This window comes from Schaalia odontolytica (genome assembly GCF_002847525.1).
GTDB classification, from domain to species: domain Bacteria; phylum Actinomycetota; class Actinomycetes; order Actinomycetales; family Actinomycetaceae; genus Pauljensenia; species Pauljensenia odontolytica_B.
The window spans coordinates 106,452-121,281 of record NZ_PKKM01000009.1 but is presented as its reverse complement, the minus strand read 5'-3'; the positions used below and the strand labels follow the sequence as shown (position 1 = coordinate 121,281).

Genomic DNA, 14,830 nt, shown 5'->3' with positions numbered 1-14,830 from the left:
CGAAAGACACATCATGGATTGGCGCAGCAAGGCGGCATGTCTGACAGTTGACCCGGAACTTTTCTTCCCCATCGGGAACACGGGTCCAGCTATTACGCAGGTCGCCGAGGCCAAGGCCGTGTGCCGCGAGTGCGAGGTCGTGGGCATCTGCCTGCAGTGGGCCATCGACAACAACCAGGATTCCGGCGTGTGGGGCGGCATGAGCGAAGAAGAACGCCGCTCCCTCAAGCGCCGCGCCGCGCGCGCACGCCGCGCGGGGTGCTAACACACCACTGCGGCACACGTGCCGCACAGACGATCAAGGCCGGAGATCCACACGGGATCCCCGGCCTCGTTCATAGGCGCACAGCGCCGACCCCACCCGTCAGGCGGGGTCCAAGTTAGCGTGGAGCGTGACGAGCGTGCCACCACCCTCGCGCGGGGCCCACTCGATCGAGCCCTTGAGCTCGCCGCGCACCATCTGGTGCACGATCTGTGTGCCCAGGCCACTCATCGGCGTGCCCGGCACGAAGCCCACGCCGTCGTCGGCCACGGTGACCGTCATGGAGTTTCCCTCACGCACGGCGCGCACCTCGATGAGGCCGTCCCGCTCGGCAAGGCCGTGCTCGACGGAGTTGGCGACCAGCTCGTTGAGGACCGTGGCCAAGGCCTGCGCCTGATCGGCCTGAATGGTGCCGAAGCTACCGGTCGTGATGACCTCGACGCTGTGATCCGTGGACGCGATCGCGCCTGCCATGCGCACGATCGTGCGCGCGACCTCGTCGAAGTCGACCGACTCATCCACGTTCTGCGACAGGGCAGCGTGCACGGTCGCGATGGCCTGCACGCGGCGCTCGGCTTCCGCGAGCGCGACCTTGACCGCGTCCTCGGAGGAGCGGCGCGACTGGAGGCGCAGCAGGGCGGAGACCGTCTGCAGGTTGTTCTTCACGCGGTGGTGGATCTCGCGAATCGTCGCGTCCTTCGTCATGAGCTCCTGCTCGTGGCGGTGAACCTCGGAGACGTCACGCGTGAGGATGACGGCGCCCAGGCGCTTGCGTCCGTTGACGAGGGGCAGGGCGCGCATGCTGACGGTGGACGCGCGCGCGGCGATCTCCACGCGCCAGGAGGCACGACCCATCACGACGACTGCCATCGATTCTTCGATGAGGGTGCCGTCGCCGATCACCTCGGTGATCTCTTGGGCGAGAACCTTGCCGGTCACGTTCGTGCGGATGCCAAGGCGGCGCAGGCAGGACACAGCGTTGGGAGTCGCGTGCTGGACGCGGCCCTCCGCATCCAGCAAGACGGCACCGTCGAGTACTCGCGGGACGCCGTGGGACGTGACCTGCGGTGTCGAGTCGTAGGGGTATTCGCCGCGGGCCATCATCTGGCACAGGGTGTCAGCCGCTGCCACGGTCCACCCTTCGAAGCCCAGCGACAGACGCGGGCTGGACAGGTTGGCCTCGCGGGTGACGACGGCGATGATGCGCCCGTCGTGGCACACGGGCACGCAGGTTTCCATCATCGAGTAGGTGCCGGCCCATCGCGCGGCGGGTGAGCGCACGACCTCGCCTGACTGCAGGGCGCGGCGCAGGTCGATTTCGCGGGCGGCGGGCAGGTGCAGGCCGATGATGTCGTCTACGTGAACGGTCGTCGAGGTCGCGGGACGACAGTGGGCGGCCGCGATGAAGCGCCCGTCGTCGGCGGGCAGCCACAGAACCAGGTCGGCGGCCGCCAGGTCAGCGAGCACCTGCCAGTCCGCGAGGAGGAGGTGCAGCCAATCGATGTCCTGCTCCGACAACGGCGTCGAAGAGGCTTCTTCAGCTAACTGCATGAGACTACGCATGCATCTACTCTAAAGGGAGAGGGGCCGCTAGGGCGGACCTTAGTTGTAAATGAGCGCCGGGACACGCTTCGGCGCCGCTTGTTTCGTAAGGAGAGCCATGCAGTTCACGCAATCCATTTCTTACCCGGGCGCGGTCGACGAGGTCGTCGCCATGTACCTGACCCCCGCCTACCTGGAGCGACGCTTCGGCCAGTTTGTCGTGGAGGGCTCCCAGGTCGTGTCGGTGGAGGGCGAGCGCGTGTCCTTTGCGGGCACCGTGCGCCCGGAGCTGATTCCTGCGGCGGCCGCGCGCTTTGTCAAGTCCGATCTGCGCATCACCTTCACCGAGGAGTGGACGATGAACGAGGCCGGGGCCACCTCGCGCACGTCCGTGACCGTGGACGGCGCCCCGGTGTCCGTTGAGGCCACGTCCACCCTGGCTCCGGTCGAGGCGGGCTGCACCCGCGACGTAACCGGCAACGTGTCGGTACGCGTGCCGCTGCTGGGTGGGCGCATCGAGAAGGAGGCCGTGGCACACCTCGGCCGCGTCGTGGAGCGTGAGCAGGCACTGGCAACGCAGTGGCTGGATGAGCATCGCTGAGCCCACGCTACGCTCTGCGCGGAACCCCGCCCGCCCCGCGCATGTTGCCGGGCGGGCGGGGTCTTTTCGCGACACAATAGGTGCCATGAGTGATACACCTAAGTCTCTGTACATGCAGCGTACGGGCGTGCGTCAATACGTCGCCCGCAACCAGGACGGCGCCGAAATCCGCATCGGTCACGGCCCCGGCCTCTTCTCCCCCGGCGACCTGCTCAAGCTCGCGCTCGCGGGCTGCAACGCGATGAGTTCAGACGCGCGCATGGCCGCCCGCCTGGGCGACGATTTCGAGCAGTTCGTCGGTGTCTCCGCCGACTACGACCAGGACAACGACCGCTTCACGCACGTGGACGTCGAGCTGGTCCAGGACATGTCCGCACTGTCTGAGGAAGAGATCGAGGATCTGAAGCGTCGCGCCGATGCCGCGATCAAGCGCAACTGCACGATCGAGCACTCGGTCGTCGACCAGGCGCTGTCGGCCTCGCACACGTGGACGAACGAGCGGATCGACTGACGTGAGCGCCGTCGACCGCCAGTACGAGGACCTGCTGGCGCGCATCATGGCCGAGGGCACCCCGAAGGGCGACCGCACGGGCACGGGCACGCGCTCCATGTTCGGCGCGCAGCTGCGCTACGACCTGTCCAAGGGATTCCCGCTGATCACGACCAAGCGCGTGCACCTCAAGTCGGTGGTCGGCGAGCTGCTCTGGTTCCTGTCGGGGTCGTCGAACGTGTCCTGGCTGCGCGACAACGGCATCCGCATCTGGAACGAGTGGGCAGACGAGGACGGCGAGCTGGGCCCGGTATACGGCGTCCAGTGGCGTTCGTGGAACGCCGGGGATGGCCGCCACATCGACCAGATCTCCCAGGTCCTCGAGACGCTGAAGACGAACCCGGATTCGCGCCGCATGGTGGTGTCCGCGTGGAACGTCGGCGACCTGCCGCAGATGGCGCTCGAGCCCTGCCACGCGTTCTTCCAGCTGTACGTGGCCGACGGCCGCCTGTCGCTGCAGCTCTACCAGCGCAGCGCGGACATGTTCCTGGGTGTGCCCTTCAACATCGCGTCCTACTCGCTGCTCACCCACATGTTCGCCCAGCAGGCGGGCCTGGAAGTCGGCGACTTCATTTGGACGGGCGGGGACTGCCACATCTACTCCAACCACACTCAGCAGGTGACCGAGCAGCTGAGCCGCGAGCCGTACCCGTTCCCGCGCCTGGAGCTCGGACACGCTCCCTCGATGTTCGAGTACTCCTTCGATGACATTTCGGTGACGGACTACCAGCATCACCCCACGATCAAGGCTCCGGTCGCGGTATGACGAAGCTGGGAGCGATTTGGGCGCAGGATTGCAACGGGATCATTGGGACGGGCACGGCCATGTCCTGGCATGTTCCCGCTGATTTCCGCCACTTCAAGGAGTCCACGATGAGCTGCCCGATCATCATGGGCCGCCGCTCGTGGGAGGCCCTCGGGCGCGCCCTGCCGGGCCGCACGAACATCGTCATCACCCGCACACCCGGGTACGAGGCCGAGGGCGCTCTCGTCGTTTCCTCCGTCGACGAGGCCCTGGAGATTGCGCGCGAGGAAACGGCGCGTACGGACGCCCCCTACATCTGGATCACGGGCGGGGCGCAGCTCTACGCGCAGACCCTTCCCCTCCTCGACGAGGCCGTGGTAACCGACCTGGAGCTGGACGTGGCCGCGAGCGCACCCGAGGGGTCGACCTTCGTGTACGCGCCGCCGCTGGATCCGGCGCTGTGGCGCCGGGACGAGGAGCGCAGCGACGCCGAGTGGCGTGAGCGCTCCGGGGACGCTCGCTGGAAGGTGAGCACCTGGGTGCAACGATAAGCGACGCTCCCCCCGTTTCGATACTTGTCCGGCAAGGCCCCGCGCATCGCGCGGGGCCTTCGTCGTAGGATGCATTGTGCCCTCATCACCTTTGCTGACGAATCCGACGCTGCGCGCGCTCGTGGCAATCGCGCTGTTTACGTACACAGCGCAAAACATGCTCAACGTGTCGATCGCTCCCTTGTCGCGCGCCCTTGATCTGCCCGAGTGGATCGTGGGAGCGGCCGTGTCCTTGGCGGCCGCCGCGGTGACGGCGCTCAGCCAGTTCTGGGGGCGCCGTTCGATCGCCTGGGGACGCAGGCGCGTCATCCTGTTGGCGCTGTTCTTGGCGCTCACGGCGGGCACGCTTTTTTCGGCGGCCGTGTGGGCGCGCGCGGCCGGTTACGTCGGTGTTTTCCTCGCTGCTGGCGCCATTATGGTGGCGCGCGGCCCCTTCTTCGGTGCGGCCGTCGCGGCGATCCCGCCGACGGGCCAGGCCCTCGTCGCCGAGGTGACCCCCGACGAGGCCTCGCGCGTACGCGGCACGTCCGCGTTCTCCGGCGCGATCAACCTGTCGGTGATGGTCGGCTCCCTCGTCTCCTCAGCTCTGGGCGCCTGGTGGATCTTCGGCCCCGTACACGCCACCCCGATCTTCGTCCTCATCGCCCTGGCGATCGCTCTCATCTGGCTGCCCCGCGACGGAGCCTCCACGCGCACGAGGAGGCGCCTGCCTCGCCTGACAACCAAGGACACGCAACCCGGGCAGGCTGCCCCGGCCTCGTCGACTGAAGCGGCGGACACGAACACCGCGAGCGGGACGACAGCCACCGCCGAGCTGCCCCCGCGCGTGCGGTGGACCGACCGGCGCATCGCCCCGTGGATCGCCTCGGTGTTCGGCATCTACTTTGCGAACGGCGTCGTTCAGATCACGATGGGCTTCCTCGTCCAGGACCGCGGCGGACTTGAGCCCGCGCCCGCCGTTTCCGTCACCGCCCTCATGCTGCTGGCCAACGCCGCCGGAGCCATGCTCATGCAGCTGATCGTCGTGCCGCGCCTGGGGTGGAGCCCGCGCACTCTCCTGCGCACGGGCATGACGCTCGCCCTCGTGGCCCTCGCGTGCCTGACGATCGCGCCGTCGCTGTGGGCGCTGGCAGTCTCGACGTTCACTATGGGCGTCGCCTCGGGCATGGCCTCCCCCGGCTACTCGGCGGGCGCGTCCCTGGCGGTGAGCGCGCGCGAGCAGGGCGGCATCGCCGGCGTCATCAACGCGACCGGCGCTATCACGTGGATCGTGGCCCCCGTGAGCGCCACGGCCCTGTACGGCTGGATGCCGCTGTCACCTTTCCTGCTGGCGCTCTCGCTCGTCGCCCTGTCGTGTGCCTGCGCCTGGTGGCTACTACACCACGCTGATCTCGAGGCCCGCGCGCGCGACTAGGACGCGACTAGGACGAGTGCCCCACGCCTCAACGCGCGGGCGGCGCTATCCTAGAGGGGTACGTAAGCCCTACGCGAAGGAGCCACCTGTGGCACAAGAAACCCGTACCGAAACCGACTCGATGGGAGCCGTTGAGGTCCCCGCGAACCGCTACTGGGGCGCTCAGACTGAGCGTTCGCTGCACAACTTCGACATTGGACGCAACACCTTCGTGTGGGGCCGCCCGATGGTGCGCGCCCTTGGCATCCTGAAGAAGGCCGCGGCCCTGGCCAACGCCGAGCTGGGCGAGCTGCCCGCCGACATCGCGAACTACATCGCTCAGGCCGGCGACGAGGTCATCTCCGGCAAGCTTGACGACAACTTCCCGCTGGTCGTCTTCCAGACCGGTTCGGGCACGCAGTCGAACATGAACGCCAACGAGGTCATCTCCAACCGCGCCATCGAGATCGCGGGCGGCACCATGGGCACCAAGTCCCCCGTCCACCCCAACGATCACGTGAACCGTGGCCAGTCCTCGAACGACACGTTCCCCACCGCCATGCACATCGCGGTCGTCTCCGAGCTGCACGACATGTACCCGCGCGTGCGCCAGCTGCGTGACACCCTGGACAAGAAGGCCAAGGAGTTCGAGGACGTCATCATGGTGGGCCGCACCCACCTGCAGGACGCCACCCCGATCCGCCTGGGCCAGGTCATCTCCGGCTGGGTTGCTCAGATCGACTTCGCCCTCGATGGCATCGAGTACGCCGACACCCGTGCGCGCGAGCTCGCCATCGGCGGTACCGCCGTGGGCACCGGCCTGAACGCTCACCCGAAGTTCGGCGAGCTCACCGCCAAGAAGATCTCCGAGGAGACCGGCATCGAGTTCACGCAGGCCGACAACCTGTTCGCCGCCCTCGGTGCGCACGACGCGCTGGTGCTGGTCTCGGGCGCGCTGCGCGTCCTGGCCGACGCCCTCATGAAGATCGCGAACGACGTGCGCTGGTACGCCTCCGGCCCGCGTAACGGCATCGGCGAGCTGATCATCCCCGAGAACGAGCCGGGCTCGTCCATCATGCCGGGCAAGGTCAACCCGACCCAGTGCGAGGCCATGACCATGGTCGCCACCCAGGTGTTCGGCAACGACGCGACGGTCGGCTTCGCCGGCTCGCAGGGCAACTTCCAGCTCAACGTCTTCAAGCCCGTCATGGCGTGGAACGTCCTGGAGTCCATCCGCCTGCTGGGCGACGCCTGCGTGTCCTTCGATACGAACTGCGCGTACGGCATCGAGCCCAACTACGAGAAGATCCAGCACAACCTGGACATCAACCTCATGCAGGTGACGGCCCTGAACCGCCACATCGGCTACGACAAGGCCTCGAAGATCGCGAAGAACGCGCATCACAAGGGCCTGTCGCTGCGCGAGTCCGCCCTCGAGCTGGGCTTCCTGACGGCCGAGGAGTTCGACGCGTGGGTCGTTCCCGCCGACATGACGCACCCCAGCGCCGCCGACGAGTGATCCGCTTCAGGCGCGCTAGCGCGGCTTAGCGTTTGGCCCCGGTCTCGTTTCCACGAGGCCGGGGCCCTTTGCGCATGCAGGTATCCGTGCGGCGGGTGGGGGTGCGCTTCATGCACGGGGTCAGCATGTCCCGGCATGACGCCAGGCTTCCTGACGATATTTTCCGCCCTCTCACCAATTTCGCATGCAATTCCCTCTCAACTGTTTTGACTTTTGAAATCAGATCGTTGGAATCATGCGGTTTTCTCGTGGCACCCACGAAGCAGTGGTCGGGAATTGCATGCGAAATTTCTAGGCGACCGCAGTCGCGGCTGGCGTAGAAGATGCCTCCCTGATCAAACGGGAAACTCGCAGGCAAAGCCGCTATTCCGTACGGAATCGTTTAGCCCTGGGCGTGCGCCTTCTTACGCATCTTCAGGATCGTCGAGGCAATGATGGACAGCAGGAAGATGTTGAAGAGGATCGCGCCCACGCTCGGGGATACCCACGTGGCCACGAGGCGCCCGACGGGGGTCGTGGCCGCTGCGGATACGCCGACGATGAGGCCGACGCGTAGGTCGACCATGCGGTGGCGCAGATTGGTGACAGTGCCGGCAATGCCGGTGGGGATCATGACGAGGAGAGACGTGCCGCGCGCGATGAGGTCTCCCGCGCCGACGGCGAGCTCCATGCCGGGCACGATGACGGATCCGCCGCCCACGCCGACCAGGCCGGAGAGGATGCCGGCGCACAGGCCAACCAGGATCATAAGGGCGCACGAGGCCGGTGTCAGCGAGACGGCTCCCTCGCGCGTGGGGACGTGCAGGTATTGGGAGACGATAACGAAGACGGTGAAGCCGATGAGGATCCAGGGCAAGGCGGGCGCGGGGAGGCGGCGCAGGAGCCACACACCGATCTGAGAGCCCGCGAGCGCGCCAAGCACGAGGAGGGCGGCTCCGGCCCAGGAGACCTCGCCGTGCAGGGCGTAGTTTCCCGAGCCGACGGCGGCGGTGACGATGATGGCGGCGAGGGACGTGGCCGAGGCTCGGCGCTGATCCATGCCCAGGACGGCCATCAGGGCGGGCACGATGACGAGGCCGCCTCCCACTCCAAAGAGTCCGGAGAGGAATCCAGCGCCTACGCCTGTCGCGATGACGAGGAGGATGCGGTTCATGGTGAGGGGCTGGGAGTCGGTGTTGGCCATGCTTCTACTGTAGTACTGCGCGGTTTTCTCTTCGGGGACGGGCTTCACCCCGCGCGAAATGGAAGTCCAGGCCCTGTTCACGGGCCCACGGGCGGGCGTAGACTCCTCGCATCAACGAAAGGAAATGCGATGTCCAACGTGTTGATTGTGTCGGGGCACCCGCGCACCGGCGATGATTCGGTTGCGAATAAGACGATCCTGGAGGAGCTTGCGATCCTGCTTCCTGGCGCCGAGATTGATCATCTCGATGACCTCTATCCGGAGTACACGTTCGACGTTGAGGCGGAGCAGGAAAAGCTTCGCGCCGCGGACGTCATCGTGTTGCAGTATCCGCTGTGGTGGTACGGCTGGCCTGCGTTGCTGCAGAAGTGGATGGAGGACGTGTTTGTGCGCGGTTTCAGCCACGGGTCTTCGGGTACGGCTCTGCGCGGTAAGAAGCTGGTCGTGTCGGTAACGACGGGGGCTTCTCAGGCTTACTACGCGCTAGATTCCGTCGATTTCAACGACTTGCTGACGCCCGCGAAGGCGACGTGTGCGCTGACGGGCATGGAGTTTGCGGGGACCCTTCCCCTGTACGGGGTGTCGTACGCGAATCGCACGGATGAGGCGGCGCGCGCCGACATGGTGGAGCGTTCGCGCGAGCACGCGAAGCGCCTCGCGGAGTTCGTCTCTTCACTCTGAGCTTCTGCTCCCCTGCCATCAGGCGGAACATGCAGCCCGGCCCTGGTCTCGTCCAATACGAGGCCGGGGCCGGGAGCATGATGGATCTGGAGGAGGGAGGATTGCTCGGGCGGTGTAACCATGCAACAGCGGTACTCTGATGCACTTACCTGCACACTTCAGGGCCCCGTTAGGATGGGGGCATGACAGATACGCGTGACCCGCGAGGGATTGGTAGCTTCTTTATCCGGTACCTGGTGCTCCACGCGGTCTTCCTACTCGGGTTCACGCTCTCCTATGTCGTGGAGATCGCCCTGATTTACTTCTTCGGTTTCATAGGCTTCTTCACCTTCCTCCAGGTATTGATAGCCATCCCCCAAAAGTTCCTCGACAAGGCCGGGTCGTGGAAGCCTGTCGCGATCGCGGGCGCCCTCCTCTCCGACGTGGCGGTCCTGTGGTGGCTGGGAGGAATAGTCTCGGGGTTTTTCGTGGACTCCAACTGGGAGCTCGTGGCCATATGGTTGCCTTTCCACTTCGTCGCTGCCTTCTTCGCGTGGGGGCTCCGCGAGATCTTCCACTCGCCGGATCCTCAGCGAACTGCCACACCCAGCGCCCCTGACAGCACCGTTGAGCCTGACGACAGTGAGAACAGCAATTCCGAAGACACAGAGGCAGACACCCCGACGACCACCACCGGGGTTACCGAAGCCGACACCGACACCGACACCGACACCGACACCGACAAGCAGTAGTCCGTTTTTGGGAGCGGCTCAACCGCTCCCCCACCCTCAGGCAGAGCACACACCCCGGCCCCGGCCTCGTCGATGAATGAACGAGGCCGGGGCCAGACGCCTACTTCTTGTTCCTCTTCTTCGGTGCAGGTAGCTCCTCCCACATCGCGTCGACGACGTCGCGCAGTACGTCGCGATCCTCCACCTCGACGAGGAGCATCTCCTTCGCTCCCTCGTAGGGGATGGCGCGCGGGGCCTCGGGCAGAAGCCGTTCGGAGGCGGGCGTGACCTTGAGCAGGAAGCGGTCGCCGCGGTAGATGCCGCCGATGACCTTGCCCCGGTAGTAGAGGACGTATCCGCCCATCATCTTGCGGTGCGCCACGTCGTCCAGCTCGCCCAGCAGGTCGAGCACGAAATCCAGGTATTGCTCGGTGGACGACATCGTTCTTCCTCACTTTCCCGCTCAACAACACACTCATCTGAGCCTGCGCTGCATTGAGCGGCCGTCCTCTTTTGTGGCGTGTGAAAAACAGTGTAGGAGCCTTAGATCGAGCCCGCTGACCATGTTCGTTCATTGATAAACGAGGCCGGGGGAGGAAGCAGAGCGGGCTAGTATCGCCGTGACCAAGGGTCATGAGGGGCTGGACCTCGCGCCTGAGGGCCCCGTTAGGATGGGGGCATGATTGATATGCGGGACCCTCGAGGGATTATTACATTCATCGTCCGGTATCTGATGCTCCAAGTGGGCCTCCTGGTCTTACTCGTACTCTCCTTGTCATCCAGCCTCGTTCTGTTGGCTTTTTTCTGTCTCATGGGCTTCTTCACCTTCTTCCAGGTGTTGGCGTCCATCTCCCGGGATTTTCTCGACCACGCCGGGTTGTGGAAGGCTATCGTGATCGCTGTTACTGTCCTCGCCGACGTACCCATCCTGTGGTGGTTCGGACGTCTGGCGGCGGGCATTGCCGGCAGCGGGTCCGACTGGTGGCTCGTGACTTCATGGATGCCCTTCCACTTCTTCGCTGCCTTCTTCGCGTGGGGGCTCCGCGAGATCTTCCACTCGCCGGATCCTCAGCGAACTGCCACGCCCAGCGCCCCTGACAGCACCATTGAGCCTGACGACAGTGCGAACAGCGATTCCGAAGACACAGAGGCAGACACCCCTACGACCACCACCGCGGTCACTGAAGCCGACACCGACACCGACGAGCAGTAGTCCGTTTCCCCAGGAGCGGTTTCGGCTACTCCCCTGCCGCTAGACAAAAGGCGCAAACTGGCCCCGACCTCGCTTTCACGAGGCCGGGGCCGGTTCGTCAGAGTCCTCCGAGTCCGGAGAATCGTTCGACCCAGGTCCGCAGGGCGTCGAGGACGCGCGAGCGGATGGCTTCGCGGCTGCCACCGCCACCGAAGCGGCGGGCCGGCGGGAGGATCGAGGACAGGCCTGTCCCTTCGTCGGGGACGTAGCCCTCGCGCAGGGAGTCGTACGCGAAGTCCCGCGCGCCCTCTCCGAGGCGTTCGGCCTCGATGATTGCGTCGAGTTCGCTGTCGCGCTTGGCGGCGATGAAGGACTCGAACTCTGTGGGGACGTCCCCGTTGAGGGACACTCGGCGGTAGAACTCTTCGATAAGGTCGCGTTTGCCGCGCAGGGCGGGTGACGCAGCGAGGGCGCGCGTGATTTCAACGGGGATTTCGCGGTCGTCGCCGTCGCCGCGCTCGCCGCGATGGTGTTCGACGAGCATGAGGATGTAGTCGACGTTGATGTCGACCTGCTTGACGAGCTCCATTTCGAAGACGAGCTCATCCGCGATCGGTTCCTTCTCCACCTTTGAGCGCTCGCGCGCCTCGTGATAGAGGTCCAGGTAGACGCTCCTGTAGTCTTCGAGCTCGCGCGGGGCGATCGTGTCATCACCCTCGAAGTCATCGAAGGACGTGAGGATATTGCGCAGGCGCAGGACCTGCCCCATGAGGTCGATGAAGCGCTTCTGTTCCTTTTCGGATGCGATCGATCCGATGAGCAGGGGGAAGTCGATGCGAAGCTGCTCGATGGTCTCGAGGTAGGTGGACAGGTACTCGCCGTATGGGCGCAGGAGTACCTGACCGCGCGCTTCTTTGTTGCCGAAGAGGGCGATCGCGTCGTTCGTGGCCTCTTCGAGGTTGCGGAAGCAGACGATGTTTCCGAATGTCTTGACGGAGTTGAGGATTCGGTTTGTGCGCGAGAAGGCCTGGATGAGGCCGTGGGCGCGCAGGTTCTTGTCGACCCACAGGGTGTTGAGGGACTTGGAGTCGAAGCCGGTGAGGAACATGTCGACGACGATCACCAGGTCGATGCGTCTTTCGGCAAGAGCCGTTGACAGGCTCGTGTAGTATCCCTCGAATCCCGAGGCATCGGTGCCGAAGCTGGCACCGAACTGCTGGTTGTAGTCGGCGATCGCCTCGTCGAGGAAGGCACGGTCGTCCTGGGAGAGGGCCGAGGGATCCATGGATTCTTCGGAGAGCAGGCCTGTACCCGGCGCCTCGGCGTTGGGCGCGTATGAGTAGATAATTCCGACGCTGAGCCTGCGCGCCTCCGGCAGGTCGGCCTGCTGGCGCTTGAACTCCTGGTAGTAGGCGCGAGCAGCTTTGATGGAGGAGGTGGCGAACAGGGAGTTGAAGCCGTTGACGCGCCGTTCCTTGTACTGGAAGGAGGCATGCCGCTTCGTCTTTTGGTTGAAGTGTTCGAGGATGTAGGAGACCACGGCCGAGATGCGCTGCGGGTTCATGTAGGCGCTGTCAGTATCGATGCCTTCGACGTCGTGGTTGTCGATGCCGTCTCGCACGCGGAACGAGTTGAGGTAGTCGACGCGGAACGGCAGGACGGTCTTGTCCCGGATGGCGTCGACGATTGTGTAGGAGTGCAGCTGGTCCCCGAAGGCCTGCTCGGTCGTCCGTAGGTTTGCTTTGCCGGAGCTGGAGGCGTTTTCCGCGAAGATGGGTGTTCCGGTGAAGCCGAAGAGGTGGTAGTTGCGGAAGGCTCGCGTGATGTCGGTGTGCATGTCGCCGAACTGGCTGCGGTGACATTCGTCGAAGACGAGGACGACGTGCCCGGAGTAGATGGCGTGCCCGCGGTGGCTCTTGACGAAGGTCGCGAGCTTTTGGATGGTGGTGACGATGATCGGCGTGGACGGATCGTTGATTTGCTGGGCGAGCTGGCGTGTGGATTGGTTGGCGGAGACGGTCCCCTCGGCGAAGGCGTTATATTCGCGGATGGTCTGATGGTCGAGGTCCTTGCGGTCAACGACGAAGAGAACCTTGTCGACCCCCTCCATGCCTGCAGCGAGCTTTGCACTCTTGAAGGACGTGAGGGTCTTTCCGGAGCCGGTGGTGTGCCAGATGTATCCGCCGGCGGCGACGGTGCCCGTCTGGTTGTTCATGCTGGAGGTCTTGATGCGCTGGAGGATCGCTTCGGTCGCGGCGATCTGGTAGGGGCGCATCACGAGGAGTTCATCGCGGGTGTTGAGCACGCAGTAGCGCGTAAGGATGGCGAGGATCGTGCGCTTGGCCAAAAATGTGGCGGCGAAGTCGGTGAGGTCCGAAATCTGATTGTTCGCGGCGTCGGTCCACCACATGGTGAATTCGTAAGATCGCGCGTTCGCGGCGGCCACCTGTCGGCGCGTGCCCTGGTTTTCGGTGATGTGCTGGAGGCGCACGGTGTTGGAGTAGTACTTGGTGTGTGCGCCGTTGGAGATGACGAAGATCTGCACGTAGCCAAAGAGTCCGTCTCCGGCGCTGGCGTGGAAGGAGTCGCGCTGGTAGCGGTCGATCTGGTTGAAAGCTTCGCGCAGTTCTTTGCCGCGCCGCTTCAGTTCGATATGAACGAGGGGCAGGCCGTTGACGAGAATGGTGACGTCGTATCGATTGGAGCGCGCGCCCGTGTCGATGGCGTACTGGCGGATCACCTGCACCTTGTTGCGGTGAATGTTGGTCTTGTCGATGAGGCTGATGTTCTTGGTGGTGCCGTCGTCGCGGGTGAGGACCTGCACGTGGTCCTCCTGGATGCGGCGGGCTTTGGCGACGACGGGGTTCCCGTCGGAGGAGCGGACGTCAACGATCGAATGACGGTAGAAGTCCTTCCATTCCCGGTCGCTGAAACGGTAGTTATTGAGGGCCTCGAGCTGGACGCGCAGGTTCGCTTCCAGGCCGTCGCGGTCGTGGATGTCCACATATTCGTAGGCTTGGGCGCACAGCTGTTTGATGAGGTCGTCCTCGAGGGCGGCTTCGCTCTGGTAGTCCTGCTCCTGGTCGCGAGTCGGGTGGTAGAGCCCAACGACCGTGAATTCGTCGGAGACGACGACGGGTTCGATGCGGGGGCGAGGTGCGTCGGTGGACACTCGCGTTCCTTTCTCTACGGGTCTCTTTCACGAGGCCGGGGCTGGCACGCAGGAGGCTTCCCTCCCGTCTGGTGGCGTTGATCCGATGCTAACGTCACCCACCGTCATCTGCGTCCAGGCTCTCCCGGCGGCGTCAGCTGAAAGACAAACCCGAAACCTGTTCAACCCGACTGATATAGCCCTGAACGCCGAGTATAATCGTGTGGCAACTACGCAGAGGAGGAGACCAACACGGCACAGTCAATCGTTGATGTCGCGACCTACATCCTGGAGCGCACCGGTACGGTAACGACAATGAAGCTCCAGAAGCTTGCCTTCTATTCCCAGGCTCAACACCTCGCTCAGTACGGGTCCTCCCTCTTCCCTGAGGACTTTGAGGCGTGGCGCGGTGGCCCCGTTGCCCCCGAGCTCTATGCACTGCATCGCGGAATGTTCCTGATTCGTCCGGGCGAACTGGTGTCCGGTGACTCATCTGCTCTCACTGATGCTGAACGCGGTCTCATCGATCGCGTGTGTTCGGCACTGGGAGGCATGACAGGCGCTGAGTTGAGTGAGCGAACGCACCTGGAATCCCCCTGGCTGCACGCACGCGAGGGCCTGGCATCATCCGCTCCCTCGGATGCAGTTATCACCCAGGAAGCAATGCGCAGCTACTACCAGGGGCATCCCGTCCTCGATTGATTGCCTAATGACGCCCCTTTGCTCTGGCGCTGCTATGGACCCTAGAAT

The 14,830-nt window shown here is 64.7% G+C and carries 15 protein-coding genes; 11 read left to right on the top strand and 4 right to left on the bottom strand.

Going from position 1 to position 14,830, the window contains the following annotated elements:
* Nucleotides 1–13 precede the first annotated feature (13 nt).
* Complete coding sequence (locus tag CYJ22_RS07450; protein ID WP_007587459.1) at nt 14–265, top strand: WhiB family transcriptional regulator; 252 nt, start codon at nt 14–16, stop codon at nt 263–265.
* Between the two features lie 99 nt (nt 266–364).
* Here the strand turns inward: CYJ22_RS07450 and CYJ22_RS07445 are convergent, their stop codons facing one another.
* A complete protein-coding gene (locus CYJ22_RS07445) occupies nt 365–1,825 on the bottom strand; it encodes a sensor histidine kinase (protein WP_007587458.1) in 1,461 nt (486 codons plus the stop codon).
* Between the two features lie 97 nt (nt 1,826–1,922).
* Here CYJ22_RS07445 and CYJ22_RS07440 point away from each other — a divergent pair, with 97 nt between their 5' ends.
* From CYJ22_RS07440 to fumC, 6 genes are all read left to right on the top strand, one after another.
* Nucleotides 1,923–2,405, top strand: a complete 483-nt coding sequence (locus tag CYJ22_RS07440) for a DUF2505 domain-containing protein (RefSeq protein ID WP_207760524.1) — start codon at nt 1,923–1,925, stop codon at nt 2,403–2,405.
* An 85-nt stretch (nt 2,406–2,490) separates the two neighbouring features.
* Complete coding sequence (locus CYJ22_RS07435; protein WP_007587447.1) at nt 2,491–2,916, top strand: OsmC family protein; 426 nt, start codon at nt 2,491–2,493, stop codon at nt 2,914–2,916.
* Between the two features lies 1 nt (nt 2,917).
* Complete coding sequence (locus CYJ22_RS07430) at nt 2,918–3,721, top strand: thymidylate synthase (protein ID WP_007587466.1); 804 nt, start codon at nt 2,918–2,920, stop codon at nt 3,719–3,721.
* The gene (locus CYJ22_RS07425) at nt 3,718–4,251 is read left to right on the top strand and encodes a dihydrofolate reductase (protein ID WP_101602162.1); all 534 of its coding nucleotides are present in this window, start codon (nt 3,718–3,720) and stop codon (nt 4,249–4,251) included. The genes CYJ22_RS07430 and CYJ22_RS07425 overlap by 4 nt, the downstream gene beginning before the upstream one ends.
* Nucleotides 4,252–4,327: 76 nt before the next feature.
* On the top strand, nt 4,328–5,665 hold the full coding sequence (locus CYJ22_RS07420) for an MFS transporter (RefSeq protein ID WP_101602161.1): 1,338 nt from the start codon (nt 4,328–4,330) through the stop codon (nt 5,663–5,665).
* 88 nt (nt 5,666–5,753) lie between these two features.
* Complete coding sequence (gene fumC, locus CYJ22_RS07415; protein WP_007587478.1) at nt 5,754–7,163, top strand: class II fumarate hydratase; 1,410 nt, start codon at nt 5,754–5,756, stop codon at nt 7,161–7,163.
* A 382-nt stretch (nt 7,164–7,545) separates the two neighbouring features.
* Here fumC and CYJ22_RS07410 read toward each other — a convergent pair whose 3' ends face one another.
* A complete protein-coding gene (locus CYJ22_RS07410; protein WP_101602160.1) occupies nt 7,546–8,346 on the bottom strand; it encodes a sulfite exporter TauE/SafE family protein in 801 nt (266 codons plus the stop codon).
* Between the two features lie 129 nt (nt 8,347–8,475).
* Between CYJ22_RS07410 and CYJ22_RS07405 the strand changes: the two genes are divergently transcribed.
* Both CYJ22_RS07405 and CYJ22_RS07400 read left to right on the top strand, forming a co-directional pair.
* Nucleotides 8,476–9,027 carry an NAD(P)H-dependent oxidoreductase gene (locus tag CYJ22_RS07405; RefSeq protein ID WP_007587472.1) on the top strand — a complete coding sequence of 184 codons (552 nt, stop codon included), beginning with the start codon at nt 8,476–8,478 and terminating at the stop codon, nt 9,025–9,027.
* A gap of 182 nt (nt 9,028–9,209) precedes the next feature.
* Complete coding sequence (locus tag CYJ22_RS07400; protein WP_101602159.1) at nt 9,210–9,758, top strand: protein CrcB-like protein; 549 nt, start codon at nt 9,210–9,212, stop codon at nt 9,756–9,758.
* A 100-nt stretch (nt 9,759–9,858) separates the two neighbouring features.
* Here the strand turns inward: CYJ22_RS07400 and CYJ22_RS07395 are convergent, their stop codons facing one another.
* Nucleotides 9,859–10,179, bottom strand: coding sequence for a TfoX/Sxy family protein (locus tag CYJ22_RS07395; protein ID WP_101602158.1), 321 nt, complete (start codon nt 10,177–10,179; stop codon nt 9,859–9,861).
* Between the two features lie 237 nt (nt 10,180–10,416).
* Here CYJ22_RS07395 and CYJ22_RS07390 point away from each other — a divergent pair, with 237 nt between their 5' ends.
* Nucleotides 10,417–10,950, top strand: coding sequence for a protein CrcB-like protein (locus CYJ22_RS07390; protein ID WP_101602157.1), 534 nt, complete (start codon nt 10,417–10,419; stop codon nt 10,948–10,950).
* 97 nt (nt 10,951–11,047) lie between these two features.
* Here CYJ22_RS07390 and CYJ22_RS07385 read toward each other — a convergent pair whose 3' ends face one another.
* Nucleotides 11,048–14,101, bottom strand: coding sequence for a type I restriction endonuclease subunit R (locus tag CYJ22_RS07385; protein WP_101602156.1), 3,054 nt, complete (start codon nt 14,099–14,101; stop codon nt 11,048–11,050).
* 294 nt (nt 14,102–14,395) lie between these two features.
* Between CYJ22_RS07385 and CYJ22_RS07380 the strand changes: the two genes are divergently transcribed.
* The gene (locus CYJ22_RS07380) at nt 14,396–14,782 is read left to right on the top strand and encodes a Panacea domain-containing protein (protein ID WP_101602155.1); all 387 of its coding nucleotides are present in this window, start codon (nt 14,396–14,398) and stop codon (nt 14,780–14,782) included.
* The last annotated feature ends 48 nt before the right edge of the window (nt 14,783–14,830 follow it).

Excerpts from the sequence above, each read along its gene's own strand:
- CYJ22_RS07380 (WP_101602155.1), top strand. The coding sequence starts at position 14,396 with ATGAAGCTCCAGAAGCTTGCCTTCTATTCCCAGGCTCAACACCTCGCT.
- CYJ22_RS07440 (WP_207760524.1), top strand. The coding sequence starts at position 1,923 with ATGCAGTTCACGCAATCCATTTCTTACCCGGGCGCGGTCGACGAGGTC.
- CYJ22_RS07390 (WP_101602157.1), top strand. The coding sequence starts at position 10,417 with ATGATTGATATGCGGGACCCTCGAGGGATTATTACATTCATCGTCCGG.
- CYJ22_RS07450 (WP_007587459.1), top strand. The coding sequence starts at position 14 with ATGGATTGGCGCAGCAAGGCGGCATGTCTGACAGTTGACCCGGAACTT.
- CYJ22_RS07445 (WP_007587458.1), bottom strand. The coding sequence starts at position 1,825 with ATGCGTAGTCTCATGCAGTTAGCTGAAGAAGCCTCTTCGACGCCGTTG.
- CYJ22_RS07410 (WP_101602160.1), bottom strand. The coding sequence starts at position 8,346 with ATGGCCAACACCGACTCCCAGCCCCTCACCATGAACCGCATCCTCCTC.
- CYJ22_RS07395 (WP_101602158.1), bottom strand. The coding sequence starts at position 10,179 with ATGTCGTCCACCGAGCAATACCTGGATTTCGTGCTCGACCTGCTGGGC.
- CYJ22_RS07400 (WP_101602159.1), top strand. The coding sequence starts at position 9,210 with ATGACAGATACGCGTGACCCGCGAGGGATTGGTAGCTTCTTTATCCGG.
- CYJ22_RS07405 (WP_007587472.1), top strand. The coding sequence starts at position 8,476 with ATGTCCAACGTGTTGATTGTGTCGGGGCACCCGCGCACCGGCGATGAT.
- CYJ22_RS07435 (WP_007587447.1), top strand. The coding sequence starts at position 2,491 with ATGAGTGATACACCTAAGTCTCTGTACATGCAGCGTACGGGCGTGCGT.
- CYJ22_RS07425 (WP_101602162.1), top strand. The coding sequence starts at position 3,718 with ATGACGAAGCTGGGAGCGATTTGGGCGCAGGATTGCAACGGGATCATT.